The sequence below is a fragment of the Alicyclobacillus tolerans genome, from assembly GCF_048984885.1.
GTDB classification, from domain to species: domain Bacteria; phylum Bacillota; class Bacilli; order Alicyclobacillales; family Alicyclobacillaceae; genus Alicyclobacillus_I; species Alicyclobacillus_I tolerans.
This window is the reverse complement of sequence record NZ_JBMGNK010000002.1, coordinates 944,509-960,484: the sequence shown is the minus strand read 5'-3', so window position 1 is coordinate 960,484 and position 15,976 is coordinate 944,509. Positions and strand designations below refer to the sequence as shown.

Sequence of the window (15,976 nt, the reverse complement as noted above, 5' to 3'; positions counted from 1 at the left end):
GTCATGACACATTGGCAAAACTTACGCGTCCAGGACTACTTCCCGCACGAGTACCCGTTCTTGCTCATCGACAAGGTGCTGTATGTTGAAGAGAATCGTGCTGTTGCAGTGAAGAATGTTACGCGTTCCGAACCGTGGTTCACCGGTCATTTTCCGAACAACCCCATCTTTCCCGGCGTTCTGCTACTGGAAGCGATGGCACAGACAGGGCGTTTCCTCGACTCCCTGCACAAGGCAGTCCTGAATCCACGGTTGGCTCGGATCGAAAACGTAAAGTTTCATCAAGTAGTCCGACCGGGCGACACTGTCGTCATGGAAGCCGAGCGGATTGCTCATTCCGGCGCACTCTATAAATTCAAAACGATCGCCAAAGTGGACGACACCATGGTCGCCCACGCCACCTTCTGGGTCTATTCTCCCGACGCCATGGAGATGGAGGACTGTCTCAACACTTCGTATGCAGGAATGGAGGTCTTCTCTTTATGAGAGTCGTGATAACGGGCATTGGTTTTTTCACATCAGCAGGCTCGGTGCCAGCGGATTTGCTGATGTCCGCTACTGCGGAGGTACGGGAGAAACCGCAAGTCTTAGCTGGCGGGATCACAGGGTACCGGATCGATGAAAAGCAGGCCGTCAGGTTTGTACCTCGGAAACACCTGCGCAAAATGGATAGGCTCAGCATTATGACGACAGCAGCTATTTCAAACGCACTGTCGGACGCCTGCATTGAAGTACCGAACGACAATGTCGGATTGGTACTCGATACCGGGTTTGGCTCAGCAGGATCGGTGTCACTAGTGCTCGAAGGGATTTTCGGCGACGAACCGAAGGTATCACCGCTGTTGTTCCCTAACGTAGTTGCAAACGCGGCAGCCGGACAAGCTGCGATCGCGTTCGGTCTACGAGGTCCGAGTTCCATGCTGGGTGGTTTAGGCTCACTCCTGTATGCGTTCGATTTAATTCGTTCGGGCAAGGCCACGCAACTGGTCGTAGGCGGATGTGACGAAATAACCAAAATTTATGCCCGCAGTTTGGTCGAACAAGGGATATTGTCAGATGCCTTCTTCGTCGGGGAAGGGACTGCGGTATTTGTCTTGGAAAGCGATGCGTTTGCCAAGACTCGAAACGCACGAATCTACGCCGAAGTACAATCCGTGGAAATGAAGGTAGATTTCGGGTACAGGCCAGAAGGTGAATCCGCTTATGCAGGATCCGGAATCGATACGGTCATCGATAGATCTGTCGGCACGGACACCATTGATGTGTTTATTGGTGCCGGGCTCGAACATCAATCTCTTCAGAAACTCGAACGACAATATTCAAGTAAGTTAGGTGTGCGGAAAGCAATCTGGCCGAAATCCTGGACAGGAGAGATGTTTGCCTGTTCCTCCGCATTAAACATCATTCTGGGTAGCATCCTCCTGTACACTCACGATACGTATCACCGAGTCCTGTCAGTAAGCTACGATGTCACGCGAGGTCAATCGATGGCAGCAGTATTGAAACGTTATGATTAAGTTGGAGGAGATAGTACATGAGACGGGCTGTGATTACAGGTATTGGAGCAGTAACACCGTTTGGTATTGGTATCCCGGCACTCAAAGAAGGTATGCTGTCAGGAAGAACCGTATTTGCACCTGTTCGAAAGTTCTCTGGAAAAAAGTACGGCATTGACAGTGCTGCCGAAATTGAAGAGACTGACGAAATTCGCAAATTAGAGGGGTCACGCCCGTCTCGTCTACTTCAAAGTGCGGCCAACGAGGCCATTATAGATAGCGGGCTCAATGCCGAAGCCTTGACAGAGAGGACTGCACTGGTTCTCGGTACAACACTCGGGTCGGATGAAATTAGCAATGCCATGTGGCAAGAACGGTTTGGAGATGTACCTAACCTGGCGGCCGTCATGCGATCTATGTGCGAATGCGGTGGGCGGATCCTGGTCGAAAAATACCGGCTCCCCGGTCCAGCCATCACCATCGTAACCGCTTGTGCAGCTGGTACAAATGCCATCGGCATGGGACTCGACCTGATCCGGATGGATCGTGCAGATAGGGTTATTGTTGGTGGACTCGATACGCTAACAGAGCTTATTTATGGAGGATTTTCCAGCATTGGCGCCATCGATGAGGTGTGTCGTCCATTTGTGAATGATAACATGCGTAGCGGTACAGTGCTTGGCGAAAACGCGGCAGTGTTGGTGATGGAAGAGATAGGTCACGCGGTAGCCCGCAACGCGCGCGTATATGCAGAAGTACTCGGATATGGTTTGTCGAATGACGCTTATCATATGACTGCACCTGCTCCCAATGGCGTAGGCGCAGTTTTGGCAATGACCCGATGTTTACAAGACGCTGGCCTCAAATCTGAACAAGTGCAGTACGTCAATGCACACGGCACTGGTACCGCTCTGAATGATCCAGTGGAATTGCTCGCCTTGAAACAAGTCTTCGGCGACCAGCTCTCTGAAATCCCTGTCAGTTCATTGAAGTCACAGATTGGCCATGGTTTGAGTAGCGCTGGAGCCATTGAAGCCATCGCGACCGTGCTCGCCTTGTACCACGAATTTTTACCACCAACGGCACATCGTGAGGCTACTTTGGACAGAGGCGTTAATTTTGTGCAAGGCTCTCCAATTAGGCGACGTATCAACATTGCGATCTCCAACTCATTCGCGTTCGGTGGACATGCCGCATGTGTCGCTCTCGGACGGTGGTAGGCATGCGATAACGTCTTTGTCAAAAAGACCGTTTAAGCCTCAGTCCACAAGCAATCCCTCTTCACGCGCGCGCACCAATGCTTCCACCCGCGACGATGCTCGAAGCTTACTTAGCACATTGCTGATGTGGTAGTGTATGGTGCGCTCGCTAACGTAAAGATGCGACGCAATTTGCTTGTTGCTCATCCCCTGCGCGACCAGATGAAGCACTTCCAATTCTCTAGCAGTTAACTCTGTTGCATTCCCAAACAGAGCATCACGACCAGTGTTCAGAACCTCTCGCGGGAACACCAGATTGCCACGGGAGACTTGCAAGATGGCTTCAACAAGCTCTTTTCCACTACATGTCTTGTAGAGATAACCCGATGCGCCTAGCTTAAATGCGGTCCGAATGTACTTGGGCTCATCATGTCCGCTTAGCACCAGAACTTTTGGCGGATTCCGTTCATCCATGAGCTTGCGCAACATATATAGACCGTCATTACCCGGTAGATTAATGTCCAGTATCACGACGTCTGGTTGAATATGTTCTAATGCGATCAATGCCTCTTCAGCGTTTTCTTCCACGGTTAGTAGTTCAATTCCCTCATTGCTCTCCTCTAATATTTTAATTGTACCTTCTCGGAAAAGGCGATGATCATCGACTAACATCACTGACACGTTCACTAGGCTGTTCTCCTTTGTTCAATAGTTCAGTTCGCGCCCCTGTCGTTGTCATCGGGACAACAACCTTCACCTCGGTTCCGTGAGGTTGAATTCGTGTGATACGCAATTGCCCGCCAAGTCCTTCGACGCGCTCCCTCATGCCTACGACACCAAAATGTCCTGCATCTACGAGTGACAAGAATTCATTTTCATCAACGGCAAAACCTATGCCGTCATCCACCACCATGACATACACGGCATCAATTCCACAGTGCAACTTGACAGTAACTCTTTCGGCGTTTGCGTGCCGTTGCACGTTTGACAAAGCCTCCTGCACGATGCGGTACAACACCATTTCAGAGTCTGAATTAATTTGATTTCGTTGTCCCATCACCTCTTCTGACACTGTGAATTTACATTTTATACATGACGAATTATGGTTTATCCGATCAATGAGCACTTCTAGTGCATTCGCCAAGCCCATTTGATCGATGTTATTAGGACGCAAGTCTCGACACACTTCGCGCAATTCATAGGCAATATCACGCCCTAAGTCACCAATATAGCCCAGCCTTTTTACGAGGTTCTCCTGTTCATCTGTGGAACTGACTTCACACTGACGAATCAGATGAAAGAGCGACTGCAACGCACCGTCGTGCAACTCGCGAGATAACCGCGCACGCTCCTGCTCTTCACTTTGCATTAAGCGAAGATGCAAGATTCGGCGTTCCTGCTCTGAAACTTCCAAGCGTTTAATTCGAGCATTCAAGTCCTCCACCAACTGGAAATTGACCAATGCCACTGCCGCTTGATGGGCAATGGTCATCAGCAGATCTCGATCAATGGTGCGCAACTGAGTCTTACTTCTCTTACACGATAGTAAAATCGCGCCGACATTTTGCTCCTTCACGGTCATCAAAAAAATGTGCGTGACCGTCGGCGGATATGCGTTTACTTTCGACAAATCTATATCTTCTAGGGTTCCTATCGCCGTGAGAATTGTCGGAGGAGTGGTTAGGTGTGAGACCACGGCGCATCCATCCAGATTCAAGCATTCGGTCAAACGAATTGAGAGCATCTTAGCAAGCTCAGTGGCATCTTGAAATGACGTGATATCCGCAGCTAGTTTACTCAAGAGCCCTCGGAAATCATAGAGGTCGCGATACACTACAAAGTCGGTTAACCTTCTTGATAAGAAAACCGCAGGGATAAAACTCAATGCCACGACCACTGATATACCTATCACGAGTAGGACATTTTGCGACTGTGTACCAATTCGGGCAATGACGTAGAATATTCCAATATATGTTGCAGTAAGTGCGACTATTACTATTGAATATACAAAACCTCGCTGAAGTTCAACGTCCATGAAACGCCCACGGAAAATGGCTACAAATACTGTTATGGGTAGGATGAGTGACGACAACAACCATATTGGAGAATTGTTGATTCTGAAACCGACAAGACCGATGACTAACAGTATAGCAAATTGAAACAGTGCACCAAAAAACACTACTGATATTTGCCACTTTCTATGAGCATTAGGTTCATATAGCCAGAGATAAACGATTAGCCCTACAATGCAGATCGTGTCTGCTACGATGAACACATAGCCAATTGGGAGAGGCATATAAATCAATTTGCCAGTCAACCATTCAAAAGCCGTTAGACCCAGTACGCTACCGCTCAAACAGTACACCACGTATAGGACCTTCCGGACCCGGTCTTTCAGCGACGACATCGTAGACACCGAGTTCACGAAGAACGCAGACAGTAAGGCTCCTGTTATCTTTGTAACGTTGAGTGCCCCAAACTTATGGAGGCAGGCCAAAAGTGAAAATAACACCAAGTTTGACGCTGTGACGTTGAGGAGCAAGCAAGCCAACGAGGAATGCTGCGATGAGTACAAATATGTGGAGGACCCGACCATCCAAAATACCATCGAAACTAGAACCACCGCCGCACGCACACTGAATCGAGTTTGCGGAGGCAGTGCGTATTGTGTATAGACGAGTCCAGTAAGGATGACTAATGAGGCACTGTAATATACAATGTGCCTATACATCTTTTGTACCGACAACTGTCCCTCCAGCATAATTATCACTTTCCTTTATGGAACGAACAATTGAACTATTCTGTTCAATGTGCTCTCAGTAATTCTATAATTGAAAATATCGAAAATGTAGTCCAAATCAAAGCCCCAAATGATAGCTAACTCGGGATCTCTTGTGGAGCTAGACTGACCGATTGCGCAAGATTCCGAAAGTATACGCCACCGTATCATCATACAACAGATGGAGCTCAGGGAATTTGAATTTTTGCTCCCTTATGCGACAGAGGAAAGTGAATTACACCAACGCTTTAGTGAAAAGTATCTCCAACGGCTCGTTCCGCAGCAACAAACAACCTGCGTCTCGATACCCTAACTTTCTATAGAAGTGCTGAGCGTCTTCATTCGACAATGTTGATGTCATCACGAGGTCGAAACCTTTCTGTTTCATGTCATTTTCCCAGAACAGAATTACTTGCTTCCCAACACCATTTCCTCGATGTTGCTCGTTAACCCAAATCATGTTCAAGAATGGTGTATTGTCCCAGAAGTACCCATATCTCAACCATCCGATGCGACTATCGTCTTCGTTTCGCAGTATGAAAATCTCTTTTTGCTTTATTTTTGTTGAGATCAAGCTCTCCAAAATGTGATGGTCTCGGTCTCGTATGTATTCATAATCCGACTCCGTTGCATAAACAATCTTCAAAATTCCTCCCCCCTTTTTTCACCGACTAACACCGAGTTGTTCTTCAACAAAGCTGCCCGTTAACGATATAACCCAAAAAATCCCTGTTTAGATATTTATGCAATCATGAGGAAGGAGCTTTCTTCGGCATCAGGCCCCGAAAGTTCAAGAATAGATTGTGATCAGTTTTTCCTTAAAGTAACCTGATACAGTCGCCTTGGCAATCCGCCCTCTTCAAATTCATGAATGTCAACAATCTGATAACCATATGTCAACTCTTCAATTTTGGCTTTATCAAAAAAATGAACAATAAAGCCCCCTACTTCATACATGTCTTCTCCTCGATGAATGCCTTGCCCATAGTGAGCATCCCCTTTATGACGTACCGTATAAATGTTGTACCCACTAGGACGAAGAACTTTTCTAACCTGATCATTGAGGCTAGACAGTTCGGAAGTCGTCAAAGCCATACAATACAACATATGTGAATAACAACCGTCAAAGGAGTTATTTTGTATCGGAAATGGTTGGCGTACATCATGTTGTGTAACGGTAATTCGGTCTAATACATCCTGGTTATACGCTTTTTGTCGTATCCTATCTACGCCTTCTTTGGTATATTCAAGAGCGTGTACCGTAAATCCATTTCGGGCAAAGAATAACGTGTCACGCCCCTGTCCTGCACCTAACTCTAGAATATGTGTTTGACCATGAGACTTAAATATCTCAGCAGCTCTCACGGCTGCTTCGCTTGGTGAATCCCCAAACATTTCCTTATTCTTCCCGAAAGCCTGTTCCCAATAGGGGTGTTGCCCATTTAAAACATCAGATCCCTCCATCAGAAATCCTCCTTGTTTCTTTGCTGTTTTAGTTCTTTAATATCAGGACGTAATCCACGGATTTCACGCATCACTTCAGATAAATCATTATAGTGATGGTTATTGTGCCTTCCCATTATGATACGTCTCATAAAGAACATCATCATGACCATCATTAAAATACCTAGAATCGGTACAGTATGCATACTCCCCCATCCGCCGTACCCACCATCATTGTTGTATTACCTCCTGTTCGCTGCAATAAATTCCTTTTTTCGAAATATCTCTTGAAATAAATTCATGACAGAGTCGAACCATATCAAGAATGATTTCATTTGATAAACAGTAATATCGAGATGTAGCAAAAATCTCCTGACGAACAATACCAGCCCGGCGAAGAGCTTTTAAGTGATGAGATGTCAATGGTTGGGACATCCCAACCGTCTCTGATATTTCATTGACGCTTTGACATCTAGTGGATAACCCTTGGATAATCCTTAAACGGTTTGGATCGGAGAGAGCCTTAAAAACATCATGAGCATCGCAGATCATGTATGGGATACCTCCCCCAAAATACAAACTTATTTTTATATTAATATATATTGATATATTATACAATCGAAGATAACTGACCTAATTCGCAAGATTCCGAAAGTGTACGCCATCATATAATCATATTACAGGTGGGCTCAGGGAACTTGAATTTTTGCCCCCTTTAGTTGAAGAACAAACTGCAGGGGGCGACCGAGAATGCTACATCACCAGAAGCCACCATCGGAGTGAATAATTTGCCGGTAATCCATTCGGACTCATCACTCGCAAGAAAAACGATTAACTTTGCCACATCACGTGGTTCCCCAATTCGACCCATCGGGAATTTTGGCAATAAAAACTCTTGTAATTCGCTACTCATCCACCCAGAGTCTGTCGGTCCAGGATCTACAGCATTAACCGTGATTTTAAGTGGTGCCAATTCGAGAGCGACTGTTTCGGTAAAAGTGGAAATCGCACCTTTTGTTGAAACGTATGCCAAATTGCCCGGCTCAGGTGATTTGTCTTGCCCTGACACCATGTTAATGATTCGCCCACCATGTTTGCCCTCGATTTGGCGAGCAAACTCTACAGTTAAAAGACACGTTCCTCTTACATTCACACTGTAATGAGCATCGAGAATTTCCGCACTAATCGAACGAAAATCCACGTCAACAGAATGTGTCGCATTATTAACAAGAATTGATGGAGAACCTAATTTCTCATGAACTTCATCGAGCAGTTGTCTCGGGGCATCTGGTTGCGATAAGTCCAATTCCATCGATTCGCATCGGACTCCAAGGCTTCGGATCTCCTTTATCAAATGCTGTGACCAAGCGGAATCATCCTCAATGAAATACTTCATCTGGCGGTCATACCTTGACCAATGAGTAAAAAAAATATCTGCTCCTTCTCTGGCTAATTCTCGACATATTGCAGTACCAATTCCGTTTACTCGGCTGGCACCAGTAACAATCGCAATCTTATTCGTTAATCGTTTCATAAAAAGCATCCCCTTTTTAGAAACGCTGAACAAGCACTATTGGAGATGTAGTTCACCAAGCAAAAAAGACGAATACCGACATAGGCATTCGCTTGGCGTTTGGTATTTATAGCACAAGACCCCAGCGTTCCTATAATGGTATGAGTGAATATGGACACAATTAACCCCTTCAACCAAAGGAAGCAACTATATCCATGCAGTTACTCAGCCATTAAAGGATATCTCCCATTAAGGTCCATGCTCCTTCTGTACATCTCCACCACTACACGGTACCTTTTTGGGTGAATTTGGTAAAGAGTCAAAACGGATTATCTTGCACATTCCCCTCTATAACCTTTCGTTTTCTCCCTCATTCTAGCTCATTCGCAGTTTTTCATGTCTGACTATTATGGGCAAAGCCACAATCCATCCATCAATCCCAGGAAATTGTTTTGAGATAGCTGTCACTATTGCAATGACCAGTGCAGACACTATCACTATTACAAGAATCGCAATCATTTCTCCTCACCCCGTACAGCCTTTAGAAGCGATGTTAGCCCTTGGAGGATCCGATTATGCTCCTCTTCCGAAACTTACTCTAACCTAACGCTAAGATGGTCGACATCAAGACTCGTATGTTGAAGCACCACCAATCGACCAGCCTCCGTCAATTGCACTTCAACGACCCGTTCGTCGTCACTGCGCCTATGCTTCTCAAGAAGCTTCTTCTGTCTCAGTCTCCGTACTATTTCCGAAGCGGTATTCTGGGCACAGCCCAGATGGCTGGATATCTGCTGGATGGTGGTGGAACCGCTCATCTGGACGTACTGGAGTGCTCGTACAGCTTGGTGAGATAACTCCATGTCAAAGGTTCGATGACAGTGGAAATAGATTGCGGAAGAGGTCATATAAGAATGATTGGCTCATAAAGGAGACTTCTAAACGGCGAGGATTATCCGAATACCGGATCAACGATGCTAAACAAACAATTACGTTGACCAGGCAAGCAGGTAGCCCCAAAAACCATCACCGGAGAGACCATCTTTTCGCTGAACCCTGATTTCGATAGCCGTGCCATAAAGGAAGTCTGCTCGCTTGGCACATCAGTCCGGACTCTCCCATTCCAATCTAAACAAAGGCTTTGAACAAGATGCAGAGCCGCCTCTTGATTCTCTGCAATCACGGGTCCAACAACAAGAAGATCGTTTCTTTTCACAGACAGCGCAAAGCCACAAACAGTATCACGTTCGTCACGTAACACCATGCCTGCGTGCATGTTACGGTACAGTGCTTTATAGACATCATGTCTGTCTGCTCCAAACACGGTTTCTCTTCAGCCCCATTATATAATTGGACAAGCCCTGATGTTTGTAGAAGGATAGCCTCAGGAGGGATTGTTCATGGTCAGGCGTTAGTTTGTTTTCCCAGAAGTTTAAGGAACAAGGTTGTGAAGGAAAGTTTGGAGTCTGACCATGTGTCCATCGTTGCTCGCAAACATGAGTTTCGTGCTAATGTTAGGACAAGTATATCAACATGAACCTAGCATTCAAATAGATAATTAGAATCTTTCCGAAAGACAGATTTTCACAACCAAAACTGTATATGATTTTGACAAATAAATTTAAAAAAATTAGAATATCATTAATCTTCACTATTGCAGGAAATACCTTTGATATGACAATATTGGATTACATTCCTGTGAACGGTACTCTCAATTCACACCATACCATTCAACATCAACAAAATCTATCAATTCATTTCCTTTTAAATTCATTTCATAAGCTTATACCCAAAATTAAAGTTGAGTACATGTGATAATCATCTGGTCTAAAAACCATTGAGAAGGTGGAGTATATGCCTAAAACTGCAGCGTCCCTTGTCCAAATGCGAAAAGCAATCGACCATACGCTATGGGTACTCACTAGTCGACTCGGCGAAAATCAATCTCAACTTTCTCAAATGACTCGATACCATTTAGGTTATGACAACAATGCCGGTGCGGGCTACAAATCAACAGATAGTTGGAGTAAACGGACACGTCCTATTCTCCTTTTATTAGTCTATGCCGCCCTGGTCAGTGAATGGGTGCCTGCTATCCCCGCAGCTGCCGCCATTGAATGCGTACACAGCTTCTCCCTCATTCATGACGATATCCAAGATGAATCGCCTATACGTCGAGGTCGTCCTGCAGTTTGGAACGTTTGGGGTGCTCATCGAGCCATAAATGCAGGCGATGCCTTATTTGCATTAGCATTCGAATCGTTAAATCTGCTACGCTCTGACTTTCCAGCAGAGAGCGTATTGGACATCTATGAAACATTATCAATGACATGTATCTCACTAAGCCACGGACAACAACTAGACATGGAATATGAACAAATTGACGATGTTACTTTGTCACAGTACTTTAAATTAATAGAACTTAAAACCGGGACATTGTTTGGTCTTAGTTTTGAGATTTCCGCTATTCTCGCAGGTTGTAGTCCTGAAAAACGTTTGATCTTGCGAAAAGCCGGGAGAAAACTAGGAGTTCTTTTTCAAATCCAAGATGATTTTCGAGATCTTTTTGAAGTTGAAAGGAACCTTGGCAAACCAACTGGACAGGATACACTGAGAAGGAAAAAAACTTTACCCGTATTACTAGGGCTTAAAGCACAAAAACATTTTTATTCACTTTGGAACTCAGAAGCTCTACAAAGCGAAATGACACAGTCCGATTGGCAGATAGCGCTTATGGAAGACGATATTTTAGAAGAATCTCTATCGATTCAACGAAACTTGCAAACAGAAATCCTCCAATATCTTGAACACGTAGAATGGAACGAACCATGGAAGAGTGAACTATTCCAATGTCTTTACAGATTGATGGAAATTCACTAAATCATACAAGAAATCCTGCGAGAGAAGGCGATTCGTCTCGTGTTGTCAGGGGTCCATTCCATTGAAAAATTGACAAATCGTGCAATTCAAGAAATTCAACAGATGCAGGTATACAAAGAAGATTACCTGTCTATCCAGGAAAGCGTAACTGATTTATCGCAGATCATCCAATCTAATAGTGTGACGTTTTCCCTAGCTGCCAAGGTTCTACCGCGCAGGAAACGTCAAGCCATCTATTCCTTCTATGCATTTTGCCGTACTGCTGACGATCTCGCTGATTTACATGATCTCTCAGGTAAAGAAACTCTATCCTGCTGGCTTGAGACGATTTCAAATCATTGTCCATCGGCTAAGCCACATCCAATTCTTGAAGAATGGCTTAGAACAAGTGCAGAATATCGAATTCCACTTACATTTAGTTCTGATCTTTTACAAACTTTATTGCAGGATTTTGAGCAAACTCGATATGAATCGTTTGATGATTTAATTCATTATTGTTACGGTGTGGCCTCCACAGTTGGCCTGATTTCCATGCACATCTTCGGATTTTCGAGTCTAAAGGCTGTTCAATACGCTATTGAACTTGGCATAGCTCTACAAATCACCAATATCTTGCGCGATGTACGTGAAGATTTCGAGCGAGGACGCATTTATTTACCGCAAGACGAACTGGCTCATTTCCAGATTGATGAAGCGGCAATCAATCGTCAGAAGGTATCAAGCAACTGGAGAAGCTTTATGCAATTTCAAATTGCGAGAAACCGTCAACTGTACAAATCCGCTTTGCCAGGTATTGCGTATCTCCATATGAGTGCACGTTTACCAGTTGCTCTTTCAGCAGTTTGGTATCGAGACATCCTTCGTGATATAGAGCGACATTCATACGATGTATTTTCTCGACGCTCTCACGCCTCATGGCGGCGCAAGTTGATCACGGCGACCGTCGAAGCTTTACCCTTAGTCGTCAGATACGCTGCAAAAATGGACAAGAACATCCACGAAGGGCGGTTAAATGTGTGAAGAAAAAAGTTGTCGCAGTCATTGGCAGTGGATTTGGCGGTTTGGCAACAGCCATTCGTCTGGCTTCACATGATTTGGAGGTTCATCTATTTGAAAAACATCCTGACCCAGGTGGACGAGCGCGCACATTTCATATGGACGAATTTCGATTTGATGGCGGACCTACAGTACTGACTGCCCCTTGGATGTTTGACGAATTATTCGAGCTGGCCAATCAAGAACGCAGTAAGAATATTACTTTTTTACCTGTCGATCCGTTTTACCATATCTTTGACTGGAATGGACGAAATTTTGTCTATAATGCCGATATCCCCTTTGTAATGGAGCAAATCAGAAAATTTCGCGCCAGTGATACCGACGGCTACCTGAACTTGCTTAAAGCTGCCGAACCCATGTTTGAAAAAGGTTTTCTTCAATTAGGCCAAGAACCTTTTCTGAAATTAAATTCCATGTTAAGCATAGCACCGAATCTTTTACGATTGCGTGCTCATGAATCTGTCTATCGTTTTGTTTCAAGACATATTGAAGACAACTTTCTAAGAATGTGTTTCTCTTTCCACCCTCTTTTTATTGGCGGTAATCCGCTTCGAGTCTCTTCCATTTATACCATGATCCATCTTATCGAACGCGCTTGGGGTGTATGGTATCCAAAAGGTGGCATGGGACAACTCATCAATGCGCTCGTCCAACTCTTTCAGCAAATGGGCGGAAATATTCATTTCCAAACTGAAATACAGCGTATTACAACCCAACATGGTCGAGTCACCGGATTACTCTTAAAAAATGGGGAAAAATTCTCGGCAGATTATGTTGTCTCCAATGCCGATGTTCCTACCACATATTTGTCATTATTGGAAGACCGGGATCGAGCATGGAGACATCATCGCCTACGCTATGAACGATTTTCCAGATACAGTATGTCGCTTGTTGTATGGTATTTTGCGCTCAACAAAAAATTTACGGACAATCCACTAGGCCATCATAATATTGTTTTTGGTCCAAGATTTGGCGGCCTGATCCATGACATCTTTGTTTCTCATCGACTGGCAGAAGATTTTTCTATGTATATTCATCTGCCCACACGTACTGACCCCTCCATGGCTCCAGAAGCACATGAGACGATGTATGTGCTGGTTCCCGTTCCGAACCAGCTCTCCAACATTGACTGGTATGAAGCGTTGCCTAGATTAGAAGAACGCGTCACGCAAGTGATTGATCAACATTTTATGCCTGGATTGAAACGTCATATTGTCAAGCGGCATGTGATTGATCCCAATTATTTTGAGCATGAACTGAACACCTATCTTGGAACGGGATTTTCACTTGAACCGCATCTGACTCAATCCGCTTGGTTTAGGCCGCATAACGCATCAGAAACCGTAAAAGGTTTATACCTAGTGGGAGCAGGAACCCATCCTGGCGCTGGTATTCCAGGAGTACTGCTGTCGGCCAAAATTGTACATAAGCTGATTCTTGATGATATTGAACAATGGAACTAAGGAGGTCAACAGAATGACCGATCATGAATGGGGCGATATTCCTTCCACACGTGATTTGCAAGCAAAATCCGGGCTTTTAGCGCTAAAATCTATGGTCAAGGCTCCCGGCTGTCCATTGGAAGGATTGCACACCATTCATACTTCCTTGGGACACGATATCTTTCGATTGCAAATTCCCAAATTTTCGACCGTAATTGTTGCCTCCCCAGAAAACGCCAAGCGCCTCTTGGTCACTGATGCTGTTTCTTTTACAACAAGAATGGAGACCGACCCAGTAACGAAACTTTTCGGAGACGGGTTGCTCGTCCTTGACGACCATAGACATGCAGAGGTCAAATCATTGCTAATGCAAGCGACACCAGAGTCTAAATTGGAATATTTTCTTCAAGAAACCGAGCGTTCTTTAGATAGAACAATTCAGAGTTGGATACGTTCTCAAACAATCAATGTCAACTCTGCAGTAAGGAAATACGCTTGGGAAACACTGGAAAACGTGTATTTTAACCATCAATTATCAGAAGAGGAAAAAAGAACTTACTTTCCACTACTTATGCAGGCTGTTCACTATATTGGCCCCGGATGGTGGTTGCTTTCCGGAAAATCTTCTCTGCCAAAATCGTTATTACGATTACGCCATCACCTTGAAACTTTAGCTCAACAAGCTGTAAAAGCTCCATCTGCCCCAGTCAAAGCAATTGATTTTCTCTCTCAATCCCTGACCGATGCATATGGTGAATCATTTGTCACTGATCAACTCATGACCTTGCTCATTGCTGGTCACGACACTGTGACCTCACTCTTGGCTTGGTCTATTGCACTGCTAGCAAAATTCCCAGAATGGCAGAAACGCATACGTAAGGAAATTGGCAACGAAATGGGAGATTCATTGGCTAATGTCCGTACTGCAAATCAATTACATTTTTTAGATCAATTTATAAAAGAGGTGTTACGTCTTTATCCACCCATTCATTCTGGAATCCGCACCAAGCGGTGCCCAAGAACACAAGAGAGCACACAGAGCCTCCAAGAGCGTGTGATGTTGAGTTACTATTTGCTGCATCGGCATGAGAACTACTGGGAGCGTCCACTGGAGTTTGATCCCATGCGATGGCATGAACATTTTCGACCAACACCATACACCTATCTGCCCTTTGGAGCTGGCAAACGATTCTGCCCAGGAGCAACTTTTGCCAAACTGCAAGTCAAGTGGATGTTGGCTCGCTTGTTGCAACAAGCTTCCATCCAAGCAAATCGTCACATTCCGCGTCAAAAAATGCGAGCAGCTCTTGAGCCACAACGATTCGTCGTAGAGGTGTTTCCCATATGAGCTACCTTTCATTCCTGCTTACTTTTATTTTAAGTGCTAATATTTTGTTGTTTCTGTTGTTGCAGAAACGAAAGAGAGGAGCCAAGTATGATTCACCAATTCAGTGGAATCATCGAAATCGGCGATTATTATTCATCCTTCTCTTCATAATTATCATTCTCTACACAACCCCTTGGGATTCATTTCTCATTCACAAGGGCGTATGGAACTATCATCGCAATCAAGTGATAGGAATCACGGTCTATGGTGTGCCTATTGAAGAAATTACCTTCTATATTTTACAGACTATACTGATCTTACAGTGGTTTACGTTGATACAATTCAATATTCCTGTTTTACATCCTCAAATGTATTCCAAATGGAAAACACGATTAGCATCCATCATCATCTGGGTTTTTTGGTTTGGTATTGCGATCACGCTCTGTTTTGTCTTGAATCACAGACTCTCGTCTCACCTTACATATCTATCCCTACTTGGCAGTTGGGCTCTTTTTCCGTTAGGAATTCAAATGCTATACAATGCTAAGCTTCTCTTGGCGAATAGCAAACTGCTCTTTTGGGTTATTCTCCCACCCACTCTCTACCTTTCGGTATGTGATAGTGTTGCTATTCACCAAGGGATCTGGTACTTTCATCAATCTCGCATTCTTGATTTAACTGTCTATGGTGTTCCTATTGAAGAAATCATTTTTTTTCTGTTGACCAATACTCTTGTTTCCTGGTCAGCCATTCTTGTCTGGCCCAAAGAAAAATCAATTCCTCCACGCAATGTAAAGATTCTTACAGCATTTTCAGATGCTCCACATAAATGAGGGGAAAA

16 protein-coding genes and 1 pseudogene are annotated in these 15,976 nt (G+C 44.5%); 8 read left to right on the top strand and 9 right to left on the bottom strand.

Annotation, left to right across the window (positions count from 1 at the left end):
* Positions 1–3 precede the first annotated feature (3 nt).
* Genes fabZ through ACOJUR_RS04775 form a run of 3 tightly spaced genes read left to right on the top strand, consistent with a single transcriptional unit; the run spans position 4 to position 2,716 of the window.
* On the top strand, positions 4–486 hold the full coding sequence (fabZ, locus tag ACOJUR_RS04785) for a 3-hydroxyacyl-ACP dehydratase FabZ (protein WP_420949392.1): 483 nt from the start codon (positions 4–6) through the stop codon (positions 484–486).
* A complete protein-coding gene (locus ACOJUR_RS04780) occupies positions 483–1,517 on the top strand; it encodes a beta-ketoacyl synthase N-terminal-like domain-containing protein (protein WP_420949391.1) in 1,035 nt (344 codons plus the stop codon). The genes fabZ and ACOJUR_RS04780 overlap by 4 nt, the downstream gene beginning before the upstream one ends.
* 17 nt (positions 1,518–1,534) lie before the next feature.
* Complete coding sequence (locus ACOJUR_RS04775) at positions 1,535–2,716, top strand: beta-ketoacyl-[acyl-carrier-protein] synthase family protein (RefSeq protein ID WP_420949390.1); 1,182 nt, start codon at positions 1,535–1,537, stop codon at positions 2,714–2,716.
* A 39-nt stretch (positions 2,717–2,755) separates the two neighbouring features.
* Here ACOJUR_RS04775 and ACOJUR_RS04770 read toward each other — a convergent pair whose 3' ends face one another.
* From ACOJUR_RS04770 to ACOJUR_RS04730, 9 genes and pseudogenes are all read right to left on the bottom strand, one after another.
* Entirely contained in the window at positions 2,756–3,382 is a 627-nt protein-coding gene (locus ACOJUR_RS04770; protein ID WP_420949389.1) for a response regulator, read from the bottom strand.
* Positions 3,354–5,051 (bottom strand): sensor histidine kinase, encoded by a 1,698-nt coding sequence (locus ACOJUR_RS04765; protein WP_420949388.1) that lies wholly within the window; start codon positions 5,049–5,051, stop codon positions 3,354–3,356. The genes ACOJUR_RS04770 and ACOJUR_RS04765 overlap by 29 nt, the downstream gene beginning before the upstream one ends.
* 658 nt (positions 5,052–5,709) lie before the next feature.
* A complete protein-coding gene (locus tag ACOJUR_RS04760; protein WP_420949387.1) occupies positions 5,710–6,120 on the bottom strand; it encodes a GNAT family N-acetyltransferase in 411 nt (136 codons plus the stop codon).
* A 161-nt stretch (positions 6,121–6,281) separates the two neighbouring features.
* Positions 6,282–6,938 carry a class I SAM-dependent methyltransferase gene (locus tag ACOJUR_RS04755; protein ID WP_420949386.1) on the bottom strand — a complete coding sequence of 219 codons (657 nt, stop codon included), beginning with the start codon at positions 6,936–6,938 and terminating at the stop codon, positions 6,282–6,284.
* Positions 6,938–7,123, bottom strand: coding sequence for a hypothetical protein (locus ACOJUR_RS04750; RefSeq protein WP_072874756.1), 186 nt, complete (start codon positions 7,121–7,123; stop codon positions 6,938–6,940). Before ACOJUR_RS04750 ends, ACOJUR_RS04755 begins: the two co-directional genes overlap by 1 nt.
* A gap of 25 nt (positions 7,124–7,148) precedes the next feature.
* The gene (locus tag ACOJUR_RS04745) at positions 7,149–7,469 is read right to left on the bottom strand and encodes an ArsR/SmtB family transcription factor (protein ID WP_420949385.1); all 321 of its coding nucleotides are present in this window, start codon (positions 7,467–7,469) and stop codon (positions 7,149–7,151) included.
* 206 nt (positions 7,470–7,675) lie between these two features.
* Positions 7,676–8,451 (bottom strand): annotated as a pseudogene (locus ACOJUR_RS04740) (SDR family oxidoreductase).
* Between the two features lie 572 nt (positions 8,452–9,023).
* A complete protein-coding gene (locus ACOJUR_RS04735) occupies positions 9,024–9,248 on the bottom strand; it encodes a transcriptional regulator, SarA/Rot family (protein ID WP_420950501.1) in 225 nt (74 codons plus the stop codon).
* A gap of 134 nt (positions 9,249–9,382) precedes the next feature.
* Complete coding sequence (locus ACOJUR_RS04730) at positions 9,383–9,754, bottom strand: GNAT family N-acetyltransferase (RefSeq protein WP_420949384.1); 372 nt, start codon at positions 9,752–9,754, stop codon at positions 9,383–9,385.
* A gap of 530 nt (positions 9,755–10,284) precedes the next feature.
* Between ACOJUR_RS04730 and ACOJUR_RS04725 the strand changes: the two genes are divergently transcribed.
* The 5 genes from ACOJUR_RS04725 to ACOJUR_RS04705 are packed head-to-tail and all read left to right on the top strand — an operon-like array spanning position 10,285 to position 15,968.
* Positions 10,285–11,310, top strand: a complete 1,026-nt coding sequence (locus ACOJUR_RS04725) for a polyprenyl synthetase family protein (protein WP_420949383.1) — start codon at positions 10,285–10,287, stop codon at positions 11,308–11,310.
* A gap of 42 nt (positions 11,311–11,352) precedes the next feature.
* Positions 11,353–12,330 carry a phytoene/squalene synthase family protein gene (locus tag ACOJUR_RS04720; RefSeq protein WP_420949382.1) on the top strand — a complete coding sequence of 326 codons (978 nt, stop codon included), beginning with the start codon at positions 11,353–11,355 and terminating at the stop codon, positions 12,328–12,330.
* Complete coding sequence (gene crtI / locus ACOJUR_RS04715; protein WP_420949381.1) at positions 12,327–13,829, top strand: phytoene desaturase family protein; 1,503 nt, start codon at positions 12,327–12,329, stop codon at positions 13,827–13,829. Before ACOJUR_RS04720 ends, crtI begins: the two co-directional genes overlap by 4 nt.
* A 13-nt stretch (positions 13,830–13,842) precedes the next feature.
* A complete protein-coding gene (locus tag ACOJUR_RS04710; protein WP_420949380.1) occupies positions 13,843–15,156 on the top strand; it encodes a cytochrome P450 in 1,314 nt (437 codons plus the stop codon).
* On the top strand, positions 15,153–15,968 hold the full coding sequence (locus ACOJUR_RS04705) for a lycopene cyclase domain-containing protein (RefSeq protein ID WP_420949379.1): 816 nt from the start codon (positions 15,153–15,155) through the stop codon (positions 15,966–15,968). The genes ACOJUR_RS04710 and ACOJUR_RS04705 overlap by 4 nt, the downstream gene beginning before the upstream one ends.
* The last annotated feature ends 8 nt before the right edge of the window (positions 15,969–15,976 follow it).

Coding starts and splice junctions, on each gene's coding strand:
- fabZ (WP_420949392.1), top strand. CDS start 4: ATGACACATTGGCAAAACTTACGCGTCCAGGACTACTTCCCGCACGAG.
- ACOJUR_RS04780 (WP_420949391.1), top strand. CDS start 483: ATGAGAGTCGTGATAACGGGCATTGGTTTTTTCACATCAGCAGGCTCG.
- ACOJUR_RS04775 (WP_420949390.1), top strand. CDS start 1,535: ATGAGACGGGCTGTGATTACAGGTATTGGAGCAGTAACACCGTTTGGT.
- ACOJUR_RS04755 (WP_420949386.1), bottom strand. CDS start 6,938: ATGGAGGGATCTGATGTTTTAAATGGGCAACACCCCTATTGGGAACAG.
- ACOJUR_RS04750 (WP_072874756.1), bottom strand. CDS start 7,123: ATGCATACTGTACCGATTCTAGGTATTTTAATGATGGTCATGATGATG.
- ACOJUR_RS04745 (WP_420949385.1), bottom strand. CDS start 7,469: ATGATCTGCGATGCTCATGATGTTTTTAAGGCTCTCTCCGATCCAAAC.
- ACOJUR_RS04735 (WP_420950501.1), bottom strand. CDS start 9,248: ATGAGCGGTTCCACCACCATCCAGCAGATATCCAGCCATCTGGGCTGT.
- ACOJUR_RS04725 (WP_420949383.1), top strand. CDS start 10,285: ATGCCTAAAACTGCAGCGTCCCTTGTCCAAATGCGAAAAGCAATCGAC.
- ACOJUR_RS04710 (WP_420949380.1), top strand. CDS start 13,843: ATGACCGATCATGAATGGGGCGATATTCCTTCCACACGTGATTTGCAA.
- ACOJUR_RS04705 (WP_420949379.1), top strand. CDS start 15,153: ATGAGCTACCTTTCATTCCTGCTTACTTTTATTTTAAGTGCTAATATT.